Annotated in this window: 14 protein-coding genes and 1 riboswitch; of the genes, 5 read left to right on the top strand and 9 right to left on the bottom strand. The window is 57.5% G+C overall.

Features of this window, described 5'->3' with window-relative positions:
• The first annotated feature begins 243 nt into the window (after window positions 1-243).
• The 3 genes from ABEA08_RS01610 to ABEA08_RS01600 all read left to right on the top strand — a co-directional run bounded on the left by ABEA08_RS01610 (window position 244) and on the right by ABEA08_RS01600 (window position 2,510).
• Window positions 244-654: a hypothetical protein gene (locus ABEA08_RS01610; RefSeq protein ID WP_345332583.1), complete on the top strand. Its 411-nt coding sequence runs from the start codon at window positions 244-246 to the stop codon at window positions 652-654.
• A gap of 316 nt (window positions 655-970) precedes the next feature.
• Window positions 971-1,753: a hypothetical protein gene (locus tag ABEA08_RS01605; RefSeq protein ID WP_345332581.1), complete on the top strand. Its 783-nt coding sequence runs from the start codon at window positions 971-973 to the stop codon at window positions 1,751-1,753.
• A gap of 550 nt (window positions 1,754-2,303) precedes the next feature.
• Window positions 2,304-2,510, top strand: a complete 207-nt coding sequence (locus ABEA08_RS01600; RefSeq protein WP_345332578.1) for a hypothetical protein — start codon at window positions 2,304-2,306, stop codon at window positions 2,508-2,510.
• Between the two features lie 1,016 nt (window positions 2,511-3,526).
• Here ABEA08_RS01600 and ABEA08_RS01595 read toward each other — a convergent pair.
• Genes ABEA08_RS01595 through lysC form a run of 4 tightly spaced genes read right to left on the bottom strand, consistent with a single transcriptional unit; the run spans window position 3,527 to window position 8,132 of the window.
• The gene (locus ABEA08_RS01595) at window positions 3,527-4,663 is read right to left on the bottom strand and encodes a M14 family metallopeptidase (protein WP_345332576.1); all 1,137 of its coding nucleotides are present in this window, start codon (window positions 4,661-4,663) and stop codon (window positions 3,527-3,529) included.
• 16 nt (window positions 4,664-4,679) lie between these two features.
• A complete protein-coding gene (locus ABEA08_RS01590; RefSeq protein WP_345332574.1) occupies window positions 4,680-5,912 on the bottom strand; it encodes a PLP-dependent decarboxylase in 1,233 nt (410 codons plus the stop codon).
• Window positions 5,913-6,683: a 2,3,4,5-tetrahydropyridine-2,6-dicarboxylate N-succinyltransferase gene (locus ABEA08_RS01585; protein ID WP_345332571.1), complete on the bottom strand. Its 771-nt coding sequence runs from the start codon at window positions 6,681-6,683 to the stop codon at window positions 5,913-5,915.
• Window positions 6,684-6,740: 57 nt separating this feature from the next.
• On the bottom strand, window positions 6,741-8,132 hold the full coding sequence (lysC, locus tag ABEA08_RS01580) for a lysine-sensitive aspartokinase 3 (RefSeq protein ID WP_425557311.1): 1,392 nt from the start codon (window positions 8,130-8,132) through the stop codon (window positions 6,741-6,743).
• Between the two features lie 97 nt (window positions 8,133-8,229).
• A riboswitch (Lysine riboswitch) is annotated at window positions 8,230-8,401 on the bottom strand.
• A 372-nt stretch (window positions 8,402-8,773) separates the two neighbouring features.
• On the opposite strand from lysC, the gene ABEA08_RS01575 reads away from it, so the two are divergent.
• Both ABEA08_RS01575 and ABEA08_RS01570 read left to right on the top strand, forming a co-directional pair.
• Window positions 8,774-9,592 carry a threonine/serine exporter family protein gene (locus ABEA08_RS01575; protein WP_345332569.1) on the top strand — a complete coding sequence of 273 codons (819 nt, stop codon included), beginning with the start codon at window positions 8,774-8,776 and terminating at the stop codon, window positions 9,590-9,592.
• Window positions 9,580-10,065 carry a threonine/serine exporter family protein gene (locus ABEA08_RS01570; protein ID WP_345332566.1) on the top strand — a complete coding sequence of 162 codons (486 nt, stop codon included), beginning with the start codon at window positions 9,580-9,582 and terminating at the stop codon, window positions 10,063-10,065. Before ABEA08_RS01575 ends, ABEA08_RS01570 begins: the two co-directional genes overlap by 13 nt.
• An 83-nt stretch (window positions 10,066-10,148) precedes the next feature.
• On the opposite strand, the gene nth is transcribed toward ABEA08_RS01570, so the two are convergent.
• The 5 genes from nth to rsxC all read right to left on the bottom strand — a co-directional run bounded on the left by nth (window position 10,149) and on the right by rsxC (window position 16,297).
• Entirely contained in the window at window positions 10,149-10,790 is a 642-nt protein-coding gene (gene nth, locus ABEA08_RS01565; RefSeq protein WP_345332564.1) for an endonuclease III, read from the bottom strand.
• A gap of 96 nt (window positions 10,791-10,886) precedes the next feature.
• Window positions 10,887-11,582: an electron transport complex subunit E gene (locus tag ABEA08_RS01560; RefSeq protein WP_345332562.1), complete on the bottom strand. Its 696-nt coding sequence runs from the start codon at window positions 11,580-11,582 to the stop codon at window positions 10,887-10,889.
• Complete coding sequence (gene rsxG, locus ABEA08_RS01555; RefSeq protein ID WP_425557310.1) at window positions 11,579-12,211, bottom strand: electron transport complex subunit RsxG; 633 nt, start codon at window positions 12,209-12,211, stop codon at window positions 11,579-11,581. Before rsxG ends, ABEA08_RS01560 begins: the two co-directional genes overlap by 4 nt.
• Window positions 12,212-12,224: 13 nt before the next feature.
• Entirely contained in the window at window positions 12,225-13,277 is a 1,053-nt protein-coding gene (rsxD, locus tag ABEA08_RS01550; protein WP_345332557.1) for an electron transport complex subunit RsxD, read from the bottom strand.
• Window positions 13,277-16,297, bottom strand: a complete 3,021-nt coding sequence (gene rsxC, locus ABEA08_RS01545; protein ID WP_345332554.1) for an electron transport complex subunit RsxC — start codon at window positions 16,295-16,297, stop codon at window positions 13,277-13,279. The genes rsxD and rsxC overlap by 1 nt, the downstream gene beginning before the upstream one ends.
• Window positions 16,298-16,303: the final 6 nt, after the last annotated feature.

Below are 16,303 nucleotides of genomic sequence, written 5' to 3'. Positions count from 1 at the left end.
AGGGCGTGCTTCTGATAGACAGCAATGGCGCCAAAAGCAGCCATTCGAAGGCTCGATGCACTTTCGCCGGGTGACTTCTCAGTTTGCCTGGTGCACAGAGTTAGAATGAATATAAGGCATTGATTTAAAATGCAAATGTGGCCATAGTGGTGGCGCTTTATTGTTGCTAGTGCGACTTGTTGGTTATCAAAACCATCGCGAATGGAGATCCTACTCCGCTGCTATGTTTCCAAGGACTGAGTTTTGCTTAATTTAATTCGAGCGCGAAAGCTGACAGACGACATCGAAATCATTGATGAAATCGTAAAGTCGATTGCTGAAGAGGATGAGGACGGAACTCCTCATGAGATTGAGATACTGCAGGTTACTTTTAAGTCAGTGGCAAAATATAACTTCGATATGGTGATTGCCAACTTGTATTACTTCGATACCAATGGGAAAAAAATTGGTGAAGATGCAGACTTAAAAGATGATGCGCCAATGGCTCCTGGTGCCGTTACAACATTGAATATTGAGCTGTATCCTCCAAAGGATTGTTCATATGCAGTGCTTAAATTTGAAATCTTTAAAGAAGCTAAAGCGTATAGAATCTGGGACTTAATCGCATTTTTGCTGTTCGGCGCATTAGGTGTATTGGCCCAAAACTACTGGTAGAAACATAAAAGCTAATCAGTAATGCGCACTGTGTGCAGGAGCTCGCTAAGCCCACCCTCCCACTAGAGGCGTAACTTCTTGAGTTAATGAATGGCTGTAATGGGGCGATCACTGCCCGTGATGGCCTGTCTCATCCGGGCTTGCTGAGGACTAAGTGCCACGGCTCGCTTCGTGGCCAGATCCGGCCATTTGCCGGCTCAAAGATCTCTTCTGCAAAGTACCCTACCAAGGTGAATCGGACTCTTGCATATTAGGTATTACTATTCCCGATGATTATTCGTACAATGTAAATCATGCCGTGAAGAAGGAGTCTCACATGCTGTCTATAGTGAAGAAACATACAATCTTTCTTATTGTTATGGGGTGGTGGAGTTATACGCTCTTTAGCGATATTGCAAGCTTATCGCTTTCAGGCTCTCATTGGATTGAGCTCATACTGTACGGCTTAGCTATCTGGTTCTATCTCACTTACCAAAGCGCCTATCACTTAAAACGTAAAGCCTATAAAGCTAAGCAAAAGGATGCCACTCAGCACGCATCGAGCATGCAGAAGCTTGCCCCCTACGCTGCAAAATCCTTACATGAACCATCTCAGTGCCACGATAAGGATCAGCGAAATGCCCTTAAGCAACTTAAGAAGGTTGCTGAAATTTACAAGTTAGACCTGTTCATTAGTCTGGTCGACTGTCACAAACCCTATTTGATGGCTCAGTTGCGAGGCCCGAGCACTATTGAAGTAATTGTGACAGAAGGTACGGTTCAGCGACATGGCTGGCTGACCCTTATTCAGCAAATTAGTCACCTGCTGGCGGTCAGAAATTTTTCTGCCACCATTCCCACGAATGAGATAGAGCCGGTGAACTTTCACCCCAATGGTCTTCCATATATCAACGTGGTTTACCCTCTCTCTGTTGGATTACAGAGCTTGCTACGATTCGCTTCAAGCACTCAGGAAACAAAACTGAGAGAGCGGATTTCCACCCGGCGACTGAAAAGGATCAATAGCCTGTTGAATGTGTCAGATTGCGATAATTTCAGCGAACTCCAGCAACGTCTTGATAGCTTCTTGGCACAAGAGAACAGCCATTGGCATGCTTGATCAAAATATTAACTGGCTACAGCCAAACGCTGGGTTCAATACATAAAAGGATCGAAAAAATGAAAAGTATGTTCGCTTCTTGTTGAACGGCCGCTGTGGGGCGTCTAGAGTCACTGGCGGTCGCTTGCGCCGCACGCGATCATTGCCCCGCTGAACTGCTCGCAACTCGGATCGCGTGACTCCAAAGGGGCGGCAGAAGCCATCTGCTAACTACTGGTAAAGGGGATTCAGCGGAAAGTTGTTTCTGTAGTTCACTGGCGCTAAGAGAAATTGAATTGGAGTCTACGCAAATATGAAAGAGCTTGTTAGTTACGGGTTACGTAAAGTGGGCCATTGGCATCTGAGCAATCACAAGTCAACAAAGCACTTGTCCCATATGCATGGGATTCAGTTCCACTTGCACGAAGATGTAAGCTGCATTCGTGACGTTGTTTATGCCATCGTGGCTAACGAAACGATAATCTACTTTGGAGAGACCTCCGCAGGGATAAGTTCTAGATTCCAAGGATATCGATATGGAAACACTCTCGAAACTGACACGGATAACAGAATGAAAAAAGAAATTACACGGCTACTCGAGGATGACATCCTTGTGTCTATCTGGTTTGCAAAACCTATAGGATATCTGAAGCTACCATGTGGTGAAGAGCTGGAAATGCCAGCCAGCAAGCCTCTTGAAGAATTATTAATTTCTAAATTCAAACCCGAGCTGAATGTAAAAAATGTACGCAAGCCATGCACAATCACAGGCAACTAAAGGATTCTGCAATGGTTCTGCTCAACGGCCGCTCCGGGGCGATCTCAGCCAATTCCGCTTGGCTGATGGATTACGCCTTTGGTGGAGTTGCTCTTGATGGCTCTCGACTTTGTCTCCGATTGACCGCTTCGTAGCTAGGCTGGATTATGTTGGCTTGAAGTATCAGTAGCTAGTGTCCAGGCCAAGTGTACGAACAGCATGGTGTACTTGGACTGGCGTTAGATTGTTTCTACAAGGGATGTAACGCGTGAAGTGTCCACACTGCTCGGCGCAAGTTGGTTTGTTCTCCAAGGCTATCAATAATTTTAAGTTCTGGGAGCCCAAACGATGCCCTAAATGCTCCAACCCAATCGAAGCGTATGTGAGCTTTAAATGGGTCGGAATATTGATAGCACCTTGCGTACTATTCGCTGAGATCATCAAGCCAATCTTTATCGAGAATGGCTATAGCGGCTCCCTCTCCGTAGGGATTATGACCGGCATCATGACCCTCCTGAGCACAAGATTAAGAGTACCCAAAGGCTCTCGCGAATCAAAACAACCATAGTAGTCGGCTCAACCTCGAACTGGGATTGAGGAAGCGAAGTTTCTTTCTCGTACATTAGCAACTACTAAAGGGCTGGAATGGGGCGTAAGCTGCCGCTCGCTGATGGGCGTCATTGCCCGGGGTAGGGCAGTATTAGCGTGTTGTTCAGCGCATGGTGCTGAAAATATGGTGCCATACGATTTCAAGGAAAAGACGGACTGCATTTCAATGCGCCACCTCATGGTGGATCACGCCCGCTTCGCGGCTAATACCGCCCTACGCTCGACAATCGCCCTTAGGCACAAACTGCCGTTCGGTTATGGGCATTATTGTCTGGGGTCGGGCAGCAAACGCGTTGCTTAGCACACGGCGCTGAACAGATGCTGCCAAGCGATATCAGGGAAAAGACGGATCGCATTTCAATGCGCGACCCTATGGCGGATTAGGCTTACTTCGCGGCTAAAAAGGACGCCGTGGCGTCCTTTTCGGTTTACAGCGCGAAGGTGTTGGTGAGCACCTTATACAGCTCGGTGCCCTGCTGCACGCTGGCGGAGGCAAAGTGCAACACGGGAATGGCGTTACAGGGTAGGGCGAGGGCTTGGTATAAGCCGTTGTCCGGCGTCAGGCCAAGCTGGTTGAAGTGCCACAGTCGTGCCAGCGGCTGTCCGGCCGGTACTGGCTCACACAGGGGCGCGAGGAACTCCACCTGACCGCCGCTAGGGCTGTAGAGGGCTTTGTAGTCGCTCAGCTCGCAGGCGTACTGGGTTTGCAGTGTCAGCGTATAGGGCAAAGGGTCGGCGCAATGCGACCACAGGCCTTGGTGCTGTAGGTAATTGAGAATACCGGCGGCGTCCTGTTTGGCGTCTTCCACATTGAGCCACTCCTGTGAGCCCAGCTCCAAGGTGAAGGCATCCACCATTACCGGCAGCGCACGCCCTTGCGCGGCAAAGCGCTCGGACAACTGCCACCAGGGGCTGAAACAGGCCTCATCCAAGGCGCCGTCAAAATCGCTCGGCATCAGGATATTCAGTGGAATATTGAAGTGGCGTGCGCGCTCGCGGGTGTAGCTAGGCACGTACAGGTGGCGGGCGGATACCGGCCCGGTGTGCAGATCCAGCACGATGTCCGCTTCCACCGCCATGCGCTGCAGACGCAGGCACAGGTTTTGGCCCACGGTCAGGCCCCAAGGGTTGTCGAGCCGCTGGTTTATCTGCGCACGCAATTGCGCGCGGAACTGCTGGCGGATCGCCTCATCGCTGGCCTCGGTGAGTTCGGCCACAAAGCCATCGAGCAAAGCGCCGTCGAAATGGTACTGCCGGTTCCAGTTGACGCCGGTGACCGGATCAAACCGGCCCAAGGTGAACTCGCCGTTTTTGTGGTTAATACCGATGGGGTTGGCCAACGGCACTAAGGTGATCTTGCCTGCGGGTGGATTGGCTTTGAAGGCTTCCAGCAGGTGATGGATCACCGCGTTACCTTGGATCTCGGCGCCGTGGATATTGGCTTGGATATACACCGTCGGTCCGTCCGCTGGGCCGGTCAGGGTGATCACCGGCACCTCCAGCGGCAAGCCGGTGGGGTGTTCGCCGATCTTCAGGTTGCTGCGTTCGATGTGTAATGCGCTCATTCGCTGACTCTCTTGCTTAAGCCAAATAGCTGGCGGCGGGTGCAGCCGGGCGAACCACGGTGAGCTCGGCGCCCCGCAGTGTCACTTCTGCAGGCAGCGAGTGACAGAGGAAAAATGGCATGCTTTCGGTAAAGCCATAGGCGCCGGCTTGGGAGAACACCAGCCAGTCATCACGCTTTACATCGCCCGGTAGGCTGAGCTTGCCCAGACAATCCAGCCCGGTACACAGCGAGCCGTGGATCTGTACCGGCAGTGGTGCCGCCTCCGATGCGTGCAATGGCTGGACCGGGAATGCCTGATTGGTCAGGGCAGGGCGCAGTGCGTGCTGACTGCCGCCTTCGATCACCACGAAGGTGACACCTTGGTTTTGCTTTACGTCGGCCACGCGGCTGACGTAGTAGCCGTAGGGGCCAACGGCGTAGCGGCCCAGCTCCATCCAACACTCGCCCAGGTTGTATTGTTGCTTGAGTTGCGCAAGCGCGGTGCAAACTTGCTGCCAGTCGATGACGTCACTTTGGCCGGTATAGGGAATGCCCAAGCCGCCGCCGAGATCGACCACCGGCTCAGCGATCTGCCAGGCGTCCAGCAGGGCCGCGAGTCGGGGCATGGCGCCCTGCCAGTTGGCGATCAACTCGTCGGCGTCGAGGATGTTGCCCCACTGGAAGCAGTGCACCCCGCGCAGTTGCAGGCGCTCGCTGAACTGGATCTCCGTCGGCAACCACTGCTCTGGCGTGAGGCCAAATGGCGTGGGATCGCTGCCGCCCAGCACGTTGATGCTGCCGTCGTCACTCTTGGGCCAGGGCAGTTGTACCCGCAGTAGGACGTCGACGGACAGATCGAGGCGTTTGGCTTCGGCTTCGAGATCGTGCACCTGTTGATGACTCTCCAGCACGAAGATCCGCACGCCTTTTTGCAAAAACTCGCGCAGCATGGCGGGGGTTTTCACAGGACCGGTATTGAGGATCCGATCTGGACTGACGCCCTGAGCCAGCACTTGATTGAGCTCGCCGGGACTGGCCACGTCAAAACCAAAGCCCTGAGCGGCAAGCGATTGGATCACCGCTGACACCGGATTGGCCTTCACCGCAAACCACAGCTTGGCTTGGGCTTGCTTCAAGGTGGCTAAGTGGCTATCCAGGCCGTCCAGATCGTACGCGTAGAACGAGTGATCCAGCTGATGAGCGCAGGCGTCCAGTGCCAGGCGCATGTCCGCATGCAGGGCGTGATAGTGTTCGTGGCAGACCGTCATTTAGCGCAGCGCCTCTTCCAGCACCAGAGACGCATCGGAGCTCTCATCGCGGTACTTGATGATGATAGGGCACTGGATGGTCAGCCCCATCTGACGGCCCCATTCATTGCTGGCGGGACGGGAGCCCGGTACAACGACCGCGTTTTCTGGGATAGGTTCGCCTTTGTCCAGTTGACGCTCATTGACCATGTCGTAGACCGGCACGGAGGCGGACAGGAATACGCCCGGAGCCAATACCGCGCCTTTTTTGACGATCACGCCCTCAACCAGCACACAACCGGCACCGATAAAGGCGTCATCTTCGACGATGACCGGGGCTTGACCAACCGGCTCGAGTACGCCGCCGATCTGGACGGCGGCCGACAGGTGCACGTTTTTGCCAATTTGCGCGCAGGAGCCGACCAGCACATGGCTGTCGACCATGGTGCCGCTGTCCACATAAGCGCCGATGTTGATGTAGGCCGGTGGCATGATCACCACACCGGAAGCGACGTAGGCGCCGCGGCGCACGGCACAGCCACCCGGTACTTGACGCACGCCATCGGCCACGGTGAAGCGGCGTGGCGGTAGATTATGCTTGTCGACGGAGCCTGGGTAATCCGCATCAAAGCTGACCATCTCGCCCGCAGGGAAGACCGACAGGATGCCTTTTTTGACGTCGGTGTTGGCATGCCAATCGCCGTTTTCGTCTTGATAGGCGGCGCGCAGTTGACCGGATTCGAGTTGATCCAGCAGTTGCTGCCAGGTTGGGATCGCGATGGCTTCAGACATGTGAGTTTCCTATTTCTAATTCTTGGTTTTTATTCGGGTAAAAAGGGCAGACGCGGGTTAGGCGTCGGCTTCGATAAAGTGTTGATGAACTTGTTGGATCACCTGATTGGCTTCGCTTTCTGCCACCAGAACACAGAGGTTGTGGGGGCTGGCGCCCTGACAGATCATCCGCACGTTGTGGGGCGCAATGGTGGCGAAGGCGTGCTCGGTGACGGTCGGCCGGTTGTGGATCTCGTTGCCGATGATGGCCACCAGCGCCAGATCCCGCTCAACCTCGACCCGGCTCAGGCTGCGAAGCTCCGCTAAGACTTCTTCGGTCAGTAAGGCGTGGCCGTTGGCGGCACTGCCCGCTTCATCCAAGGTCAAAGCGATGCTCACCTCGGAGGTGGTGACCAGATCGACGCTGATCTGATGACGCGCCAAGATGGCAAACACCTCGGCCAGGAAGCCGGTGGCGTGCAGCATGTTCATGCTGTGCACGGTCACCAGGGTTTGCTGGCGGCGCAGTGCGACGGCGCGCACCATGGGGCGATGCTCGGCGGTGGGACGGATATGGGTGCCACCAAGCTCAGGCGCTCGGCTGGAGCCGACAAACACGGCGATGTCGTTGGCGACGGCCGGGATCAGCGTGGCCGGGTGCAGGACTTTGGCACCAAAGGTGGCTAGCTCGGCGGCTTCGCTAAAGCTGATCTCACTGATGGCGCGGGCCTCTGGGCACAGGCGAGGATCGGTGGTGAAAATGCCCGGTACGTCGGTCCAGATCTCCACCTCGGTTGCCGATAAACCCGCTGCCAGCAAGGCGGCGCTGTAGTCCGAACCGCCGCGGCCAAGGGTGGTGGTATTGCCGTTACTGTCACTGCCGACGAAGCCTTGGGTGACGACGACGTTTTCAGCCAACAGCGGCAGCAGATGTTGTTGCGCCAGCGTGCGGATCGCCCCTTGATCTGGCAGCGCCTTGCCGTTGTTGCCGTCAGTGCGCAGCACTTGGCGAACGTCGAAGCAGCGACTGCGGATCTGACGGTCCAAAATGCGGCTAAACAGCAAGGAGGAGAAGCGCTCTCCGAAGGCGAGGACCAGATCTTTCCAGGCGGCCACGCCCGCTTGCGGGCCCATGGCGCACAGCGTGCCGAGTTCATGCAGCCAGGTATCGATCTGGGTGGTGATCTCCGGCTCGGCTAAGGGCTCGCAGATCGCGTGTTGGATCCGATGAATGATCTCCAACTGCTCAGTTCGCTCGGCAGGCGCCGGTTGTTGGCACAAGGCAACCAGCGCATTGGTGACACCGGCACTGGCACTAACCACCACCACGCGAACCTGCGGTCGGCTGGCAACCAGCTCGGCACAGCGCTGCATCGCGGCGAAATCGGCGACACTGGTGCCGCCGAACTTGGCGACGGAGAAGGGCACCTCAGGAGCGAGTGCGATAGGGTCTTGCGCTAGAACGGACATGAGTCTCTCTCGAACTTATCATTCTTAATTAAGTTCGGAGAGCTTGGTATTTGCGGAGAAGAGATAAGACGATGTCTCAGCTCTTAGGGGTATCGCAAAGACCAGAAGCTCTCCACCAAAGGTGACAATTGCGAGGATTCAGCCTCAACAACCGACAGATACACGCTCCAAAGCGTTCACCTATCTCGGCGCCAATCCCCCTCATTTGCTCTCTTTGGTGTTTGGACACCTAAAGCAAACTGCCTGGTTAGCGCTCCTCTTCTGGCCCCGAGGTAGCATCCATCTGGACGGCTACGAATTAGGGACAGAGGCATTCAAACATCCACGCGAAGTGATGTCAATCACACTGCCGTGAGTGATTGTGAGTCGGTTGGGTTAATATAGGGTTTTGTGCTGCTTTAACAGGCAATTATCGCAAAAATGTAATGCTAAACCAGCCTAAGTGATTGCTCGATAATAGCGAATATGCTTTTTGTATCGCAGCAGAGGGTGTCATCAATAATCCGCTTGGTCGCGATTGAGACACAAGGCCAATCGCTGTCGCGGCGTGGTGCTGGAGTAAAATTACTCGTGTTTGTCCTGCAATTTGTTTGATCAGTAACCTAATTCCGGGATCCGCTAACGCCTTTGCGATAGCGCGCATGGTAGGATCCGCGCCCAACTGTGATCTGCCAAACCCTTGGGCAATGGACGACAATCAAAATCAACGGGACGTCTCCCGGATCTGCGTGCTGGCGGGGCAGATGTTGTTGCAACATGGCGCCGAAAGCACCTTGGTCGCCGACATCACCCGGCGCTTGGCTTACGCCTTGGGAATGGCTCAGGTTGAGCTGTCCTTGTCCGCCAATGCCATGGTGTTGACCACTATCGAGAACGACCACTGCATCACCACCGCACGCCAGTGTCCCGATAGAGGCATTAATATGCGTGTGGTGACCGACATCCAGCATATCTGCATCATGGCTGAGCGGGGGGTCCTGGACCGGCAAGGCGTCAAGACCAAACTCGACGCCCTGACACCGGAGCGGTATAACCGCTGGCTGGTGCTGGTGGTGATCGGCCTCTCTTGTGCCGCGTTCAGCCGGCTAGCGGGGGGGGATCTGGCGGTGTTTTTGCTGACCTTTCTCGCTTCCTGCTGCGGCATGTTTGTGCGCCAGGAGATCGCCCACCGCCACTTCAACCCCCTGCTCAATTTTGGTGCCACCGCCTTTGTGACCACGGCGGTCTCGGCTCAGGCCATCTTGTTTGACATCGGCAATGAGCCCTTCCTGGCGATGGCCTCATCGGTGTTGATGTTGGTACCGGGCTTTCCACTTATCAATGCCGTATCCGACATGGTGAAAGGGCACATCAACATGGGGTTGGCCCGATGGGTGATGGCGTCACTGCTGACCCTCTCAACCTGTCTGGGGATCATACTGGCGATGAACATATTTCAGGTGTGGCCATGGCTGATCTAGCGACAATCGTACGATTTTTGATGGCCTTGTTGGAGCAGGGCGCGTTGGCGATGATCCCAGCGGTGGGGTTTGCATTGGTGTTTAATGTGCCGGCAAAAGCGCTTAAGTACTGCGCGGTGGCCGGTGGCCTGGGCATGATGGTGCGCTTTAGCGCATTGCAGCAGGGCATATCCATTGAGCTGGCCAGCTTTATGGCGGCATCGACCGTCGGCTTTTTGGGGATCTACTGGTCCAAGCGACTGTTGGCACACCCGAAGGTGTTCACGGTAGCGGCGGTGATCCCTATGGTGCCCGGTGTGTTCGCCTTCAAATCGATGATCGCGCTGGTGGAGCTGAATCAGCGTGGTTTCAGCACCGAACTGTTTACCGTATTGGTGGATAACTTACTTAAAGCCTTCTTTATTACCGGCGGACTGGCACTGGGCTTAGCGCTGCCAGGATTATTGTTTTATCGTCGAAAAAGCGTGATCTGAACGCCGGTAGCGATAGCATCAGTTCGTAACAACAAGCGCCAGCTCGGATGAGCTGGCGCTTGTTTGTTTAACTCAAAACCCACTCATTCGTCCGGGTAGACTTTCTCTTTAAACTCACACAAATCTTCAATTAGACACGAGCCACAGCGCGGTTTGCGCGCCAGGCAGGTGTACCGGCCGTGTAGGATCAACCAGTGATGCACATCGACCTTGAACTCGGCGGGGACCACTTTGAGCAGTTTCTCCTCGACCTGATCGACGTTCTTGCCGATGGCAAACTTGGTGCGATTGGATACGCGGAAGATGTGGGTGTCGACGGCGATGGTGGGCCAGCCGAAGGCGGTGTTGAGCACGACGTTGGCGGTTTTACGGCCGACGCCGGGCAGTTTCTCCATCGCGGCGCGGTCTTCCGGCACTTCGCCACCGTGCAGCTCCACCAGCATTCGGGCGGCTTTGATGACGTTCTCGGCTTTGGTGTTATACAGGCCGATGGTCTTGATGTACTCCTTGATGCCATCAACGCCCAGCTCGAGCATCGCCTGCGGCGTACTGGCTACCGGAAACAGTTTGCGAGTGGCTTTGTTGACGGAGACATCGGTGGCTTGGGCCGATAGGGCAACGGCAACCAGCAATTCGTAGGGACTGGAGAACTCCAGCTCGGTTTCCGGCTGAGGATTGTTGTCCCGTAAGCGCTCAAGAATGAGGCGACGTTTGTCTTTGTTCATCTGACGTCCGTTATCAGTGGTGGTATCGCGGCACTTGGCTGGTGCGTCTTGTTGATCTGGCCGGGAGCGGTGTGCTCCCGGCCAGTTTGTTGCGTGTTACTGGGTGACGCGAACGCGCTCTACGGCGGCTTCTGCCGCCTTTTTTGGCGCAAAGCGTGCCTCGATCTTGCTGTCCAATGCGTTCTTCAAGGCGATGAGCAGGCCCATGCCGATAAAGGCCCCCGGTGGCAACAGCGCCAGCAGGAAGGGGCTTTGCAGCTCGAAGAATTGAATGCGCAGGACGCTGGCCCAGTCGCCTAACAGCAGATCAGCCCCATCAAACAGCGTGCCTTGGCCGATGAGCTCGCGGGCACCACCGAGGATCATTAAGACCAAGGTGAAGCCGATGCCCATCATCAGGCCATCCCAGGCGGCGAGGCCAACGGGATTTTTTGAGGCGAAGGCTTCGGCGCGACCGATGATCACGCAGTTGGTGACGATCAAGGGCAGGAAGATCCCCAGGCTCAGGTACAGGCCGTAGGCGTAGGCATTGACCAGCAGCTGCACGCAGGTCACCAATGAGGCGATGATCATGACGTACACGGGAATGCGGATCTCAGCTGGAATGCCCTTACGCAGCAAGGAGACCAAGATGTTGGAGCCGACCAACACCAGCAGGGTGGCAAAGCCGAGGCCCATGGCGTTGGTCAGGGTGTTGGTGACGGCCAACAGGGGGCACAGGCCCAGTAATTGGACGATCCCCGGGTTGTTCTTCCACAGGGACTGCCAGACGATGTCGCGGTACTGGCTCATTGTTGATCTCCTATCTCGCCCTGACACCGAGGGGCCAGCAGCAAGCTGTCTTTGTTCTGATTAAAGTAGATCAGGGTGTTTTTCACCGCGCCAACGTAGGCACGGGGGGTGATAGTGGCGCCGGTGAACTGATCAAAATCGCCGCCATCGCGTTTGACCCCGAAGCGTTTGTCTTTATCCGATTCTAAGCGGTAACCGGTAAAGGCGTGAACCCAGTCGGAGCGGCGGGTGTCGATCAGATCGCCCAACCCCGGGGTTTCGTTATGGCTTAGGGTTCGCACACCGAGCAGCTTGCCGGACCAGTTGATCCCAACGATGATGTGGATGTCGCCGTTGTAGCCGTCCGGCGCGGTGGTCTCGATAGCGATGGCGACCGGCTCGCCGCTGTGGCTGGCAAGGAAGGCCTGTTGGGGCGAGCTTGTGCCTAGGTATTGTTCGCTGGTAAGCAAGCGACAATCGTTGTGGGGCTCATTGTCGTAGAGATCGGCGGGCAGGATCTCCTGCAGATTGGCGATCAACTGACGCTTTTGCTGTTCGGCGATCTGATCCTTGGTGCCTTCATAGGTGAGCGAGACCAAGCCGGCGGAGGCAAAGCCAAACAGGGCCAACAACAGACCGTTCTTTTTCATTGAGGCGATCATGTTAGCTCCGGTGTCCATAGGTACGTGGACGGGTGTAGTAGTCGATCAAAGGTACGCTCAGGTTGGCTAGCATCACGGCGAAGGCGATGGCGTCTGGGTAACCGCCGAAGCTGCGGATCAGGTAGATCAGCACGCCGATCAAGGCGCCGAACACCAAGCGCCCCCAGTTGGAGGTGGCCGCGGTAACGGGATCGGTGGCAATAAAGAAGGCACCAAACATGGTGGCACCGGAGAGCAGGTGCAGGCTGACGCTGCCGGTGCCGTCCGGGTGGAGTAGGAAGCCCAGTAAGGCGCACAGGCCCAAGGCGGCAAGCATGGCGGCGGGGATCTGCCAGCGGATCACCTTCAACTTAAGCAGGGCCAAACCACCGAGCAAAAAGGCAAGGTTGACCCAAAGCCAGCCTTCCCCGCCCAGTGAGCCAAAGATCGGCTTTTGCAGGCTTTCCGTGGCGGTGTAGCCCAGGGTGAGATCCGTTTTTAGCGTGTCCAGCGGGGTGGCCATGGTGCTGCCATCGATGCCGAGGCGCAGCGCATCATAGCTGGTGCCCACGGCATCCAGACCGGCAAAGATAACGGCGACGGTGTCGCTGAGGCCAAGAATGTTGGCCGCCAGTGTTTGCGGCGGCAGCCATTGCGTCATCTGGGCTGGAAAGGAGATCAGCAGGGTGACGTAGGCGGCCATGGCCGGGTTAAACAGGTTCTGGCCGATCCCCCCATAGAGCTGCTTGACCAGAACGATGGCAAACAAGCTGCCCAGCACAGGGATGTACCAGGGGGCGAGCGGTGGCAGGCAGATCCCCAGCAACAGGCCGGTGACCAGTGCGGAGTTATCGGACAGGGCGGCCTTGACCGAGCGACCACGAGCGGCCACACAGGCGGCTTCGGCTGCCATGGCGGTGGCGACGGCGAGCAGGATCTGCACGCCATTGCCCCAGCCAAAGAAATACCACTGGGCGATGAGGCCGGGCAGGGTACAGAGTGCCACCAGTTGCATCACCCTGGAGGTTGGAGTCCGGGCCTGCATATGGGGCGAGGAAGCGATCTTAAACGCCATTATTGGTTCTCTTCATCTGATTGAGCGCTGTCTTTGGCAGCGCGGGCCGCGGCTTGTTTGGCCTTGGCTTTGGCGATGGCGGCAGCCACCGCGGCTTTGCGTTTGTCTTGCTCGGGCGCGATAGCTGGTTCGGGCTCAGCGTGCGAAGCCGGTTGGCGGTCACTCACCTTAGCCTGTGTCTCAGCTGCGTCGTTAGCGCCAGTCTCACTGCGTGCCGCGGCTTGTTTGGCCTTGGCTTTGGCGATGGCGGCCGAAACCGCAGCTTTGCGCTTGTCCTGCTCGGGCGTGGCAGCTGGTTCGGGCTCAGCGTGCGAAGGCGGTCGGCGATCACTCGCCGCGGCGGCTTGTTTGGCTTTGGCCTTAGCTATCGCGGCCGCCACCGCGGCTTTGCGTTTGTCTTGCTCGGGCGCGACAGCGGGTTCGGCCTCAGCCTGTGCTGCCGGTTGGTGGTCATTCGCCGCAGCGGCTTGTTTGGCTTTGGCCTTAGCGATCGCAGCCGCCACCGCGGCTTTGCGTTTGTCTTGCTCGGGCGCGGCAGCTGGTTCGGCCTCAGCGTGCGAAGCCGGTTGGTTGTCGCTCACCTTAGCCTGTGCCTCAGCAGCGCCGTTAGCGCCTGTCTCACTGCGCGCCGCGGCTTGTTTGGCCTTAGCTTTGGCGATGGCAGCCGCCACCGCGGCTTTGCGCTTGTCTTGCTCGGGCGCGACAGCTGGTTCGGGCTCAGCGTGCGTGATCGGTTGGTTGTCACTCACCTTGGCCTTCGTCTCAGCAGCGTCGGTAGCGGCAGTCTCACTGCGCGCCGCGGCTTGTTTGGCCTTAGCCTTGGCGATCGCAGCCGCCACCGCGGCTTTGCGCTTGTCTTGCTCGGGCGCAGCAGCGGCTGCTGGTTTAGGCTCAGCGTGCGTGATCGGTTGGTTGTCACTCACCTCGGCGGTTTGTTTGGCCTTGGCCTTGGCGATCGCAGCCGCGACGGCGGCTTTGCGCTTGTCTTGGATCGGCGGTGTGGATGCGGTTTGCGCCTCGCTTTGGCGCGCATTCACCTGCGCGTTTGGCTCGGTGCGATCCGCCGCTTGCTTGGCCTTGGCCCGCGCGACGGCGGCTGCGATGGCCGCTTTGCGTGGATCTGCGGGCGCTGGCTGTTTCGCGGCTGTACTTGCTGCATCGACACCTGTGCCTTGGCCTTGTTTGGCTTTGGCCCGCGCGACGGCGGCGGCAATGGCGGCCTTGCGCGGATCCGAGTCGGCTGACGATGGCGCAGCGCTGGCTTGCTCTATTGGCTCCGGCGTCTGGGCTTGTTTGGCCTTGGCGCGGGCGATCGCAGCGGCGACGGCGTCCTTGCGACCGCCGTCGGCAGGCTTGGCAGTGTCTGAGCTGGCGGGTGTCGCTAGGTTACCCTGCTCCGCAGCTTTGGCGGCACGGGCTTGTGCTTTGCGTTGTCTGCGCAGCTCGGCCATATCGACGTTGTCCGACGGCGCTGGCTTGAGGGCGGGAGCCCCCTCTTTTTGTGCTTTGAGCTTGGCGATGGCGGCGGCGACACCGGCACTTTGCGCGGCGGGTTTGAGGGCGGAGGCTCGCTTGTGACGGCTTTCCCGCTCCTGCTTCTCTTTTTCCAGTCGCGCCTGGCGTGCATCGAAGCGGATCTTGGCTTGTTCGGCCTTTGCCGCCGCAGCGGCTTGCTGCTTCAGCTCCGACTTGGCGATGCGATAGTGCTCGACCAAGGGGATATCGGATGGGCAAACGAAGGCGCAGGCGCCGCATTCGATGCAATCAAACAGGTTGAGCTCTTGTGCTTTGTCGTGCTCGCCGGCTTGGCTGTGCCAGTACAGTTGCTGCGGTAACAGTTGTTGTGGACACACCTGGGCGCATTCGCCACAACGGATGCAGTTACGCGGCGCAGGTTGCGCTGGCAACTCGGACAGAGAGGGGGCGAGCAGACAGTTGGTGGCTTTGACCACGGGCGCATCGATGTTGGGCAGGGCAAAGCCCATCATCGGACCGCCCATGATCAGCGGTTGGCCCTTGAGTGCCAGTGTGGCGGTTTGCTCGAGCAGCCAGCGGATCGGGGTGCCGAGGCGGATCCAGTAGTTGCCCGCGTTACCGGCTTGTTCGCCGGTAACGGTGATCACGCGCTCGATCAGCGGCTCATCGTCGAATACCGCACGCTTGATGGCGTAGCAGGTTCCGACGTTGTGCATCAACAGGCCCAGATCAGCTGGAAGCTTGCCGCGTGGCACTTCCTTTCCGGTCAGGATCTGGATCAATTGCTTCTCAGAGCCGGAGGGGTACTTGGTGGGGATCTCCCGTACCGCGATCCGTTTGGGATCCAGGTGGCTTTGGGCGAGGGCGCGCTCGAAGGCACTGATCGCTTCGGGTTTGTTGTTTTCGATGGCGATGAGCACGCGCTTCGGGGCCAACATGTGGATCAGGATATCGATCCCTTGCAGGATCTCGTCGGCATGTTCGCGCATCAGCCGGTCATCGGAGCTGATGTAGGGCTCGCATTCGGCGCCGTTGATCAACAGCACGTCGATGTTGGCCTGGGTGCTGAGTTTGACGGCAGACGGGAACGTCGCGCCGCCTAAGCCGGCGATCCCGGCGTTGCGGATCAGCTCATGCAACTCCTCTTTGCCCAGCGCTTGGATGCTGGTGCGGGCGTTGCGCGGTCGCCAATGATCTTCACCGTCGGTCAGGATCTCGATGCAGAGTTCGCTGAGGCCGGATGGGTGGGCGATCGGCTGGTGGCTGATCTCGCCGATGATCCCGGACGTCGGTGCATGCACTGGCACGGCCATGGCGCCGCTGGCTTGGGTGAGGGCTTGGCCTTTGAGTACGGTGTCGCCGCGCGCGACCAACAGGTTGCCGGCTGCGCCAATGTGCTGACGAACCGGCACTAACAGCCGAGGTGGCAGCGGCAGTCGCGCTATGGGACGTGTGTTGGACAGATCTTTGCGCTCGGGCGGGTGAATGCCGCCCGGGAAGGTCCAGATCTGGCCTTGATCGAGTTGTTCTAACAATGTTTGCACGGCCAG

The organism is Ferrimonas pelagia, assembly GCF_039543565.1.
Classification (GTDB): Bacteria; Pseudomonadota; Gammaproteobacteria; order Enterobacterales; family Shewanellaceae; genus Ferrimonas; species Ferrimonas pelagia.
The sequence above is the reverse complement of the archived record's forward strand: the minus strand, read 5'-3'. Positions and strand labels throughout refer to the sequence as shown.

Coding starts and splice junctions, on each gene's coding strand:
- ABEA08_RS01605 (WP_345332581.1), top strand. CDS start 971: ATGCTGTCTATAGTGAAGAAACATACAATCTTTCTTATTGTTATGGGG.
- ABEA08_RS01600 (WP_345332578.1), top strand. CDS start 2,304: ATGAAAAAAGAAATTACACGGCTACTCGAGGATGACATCCTTGTGTCT.
- ABEA08_RS01595 (WP_345332576.1), bottom strand. CDS start 4,663: ATGAGCGCATTACACATCGAACGCAGCAACCTGAAGATCGGCGAACAC.
- ABEA08_RS01590 (WP_345332574.1), bottom strand. CDS start 5,912: ATGACGGTCTGCCACGAACACTATCACGCCCTGCATGCGGACATGCGC.
- ABEA08_RS01585 (WP_345332571.1), bottom strand. CDS start 6,683: ATGTCTGAAGCCATCGCGATCCCAACCTGGCAGCAACTGCTGGATCAA.
- lysC (WP_425557311.1), bottom strand. CDS start 8,132: ATGTCCGTTCTAGCGCAAGACCCTATCGCACTCGCTCCTGAGGTGCCC.
- ABEA08_RS01575 (WP_345332569.1), top strand. CDS start 8,774: ATGGTAGGATCCGCGCCCAACTGTGATCTGCCAAACCCTTGGGCAATG.
- ABEA08_RS01570 (WP_345332566.1), top strand. CDS start 9,580: ATGGCTGATCTAGCGACAATCGTACGATTTTTGATGGCCTTGTTGGAG.
- nth (WP_345332564.1), bottom strand. CDS start 10,790: ATGAACAAAGACAAACGTCGCCTCATTCTTGAGCGCTTACGGGACAAC.
- ABEA08_RS01560 (WP_345332562.1), bottom strand. CDS start 11,582: ATGAGCCAGTACCGCGACATCGTCTGGCAGTCCCTGTGGAAGAACAAC.
- rsxG (WP_425557310.1), bottom strand. CDS start 12,211: ATGAAAAAGAACGGTCTGTTGTTGGCCCTGTTTGGCTTTGCCTCCGCC.
- rsxD (WP_345332557.1), bottom strand. CDS start 13,277: ATGGCGTTTAAGATCGCTTCCTCGCCCCATATGCAGGCCCGGACTCCA.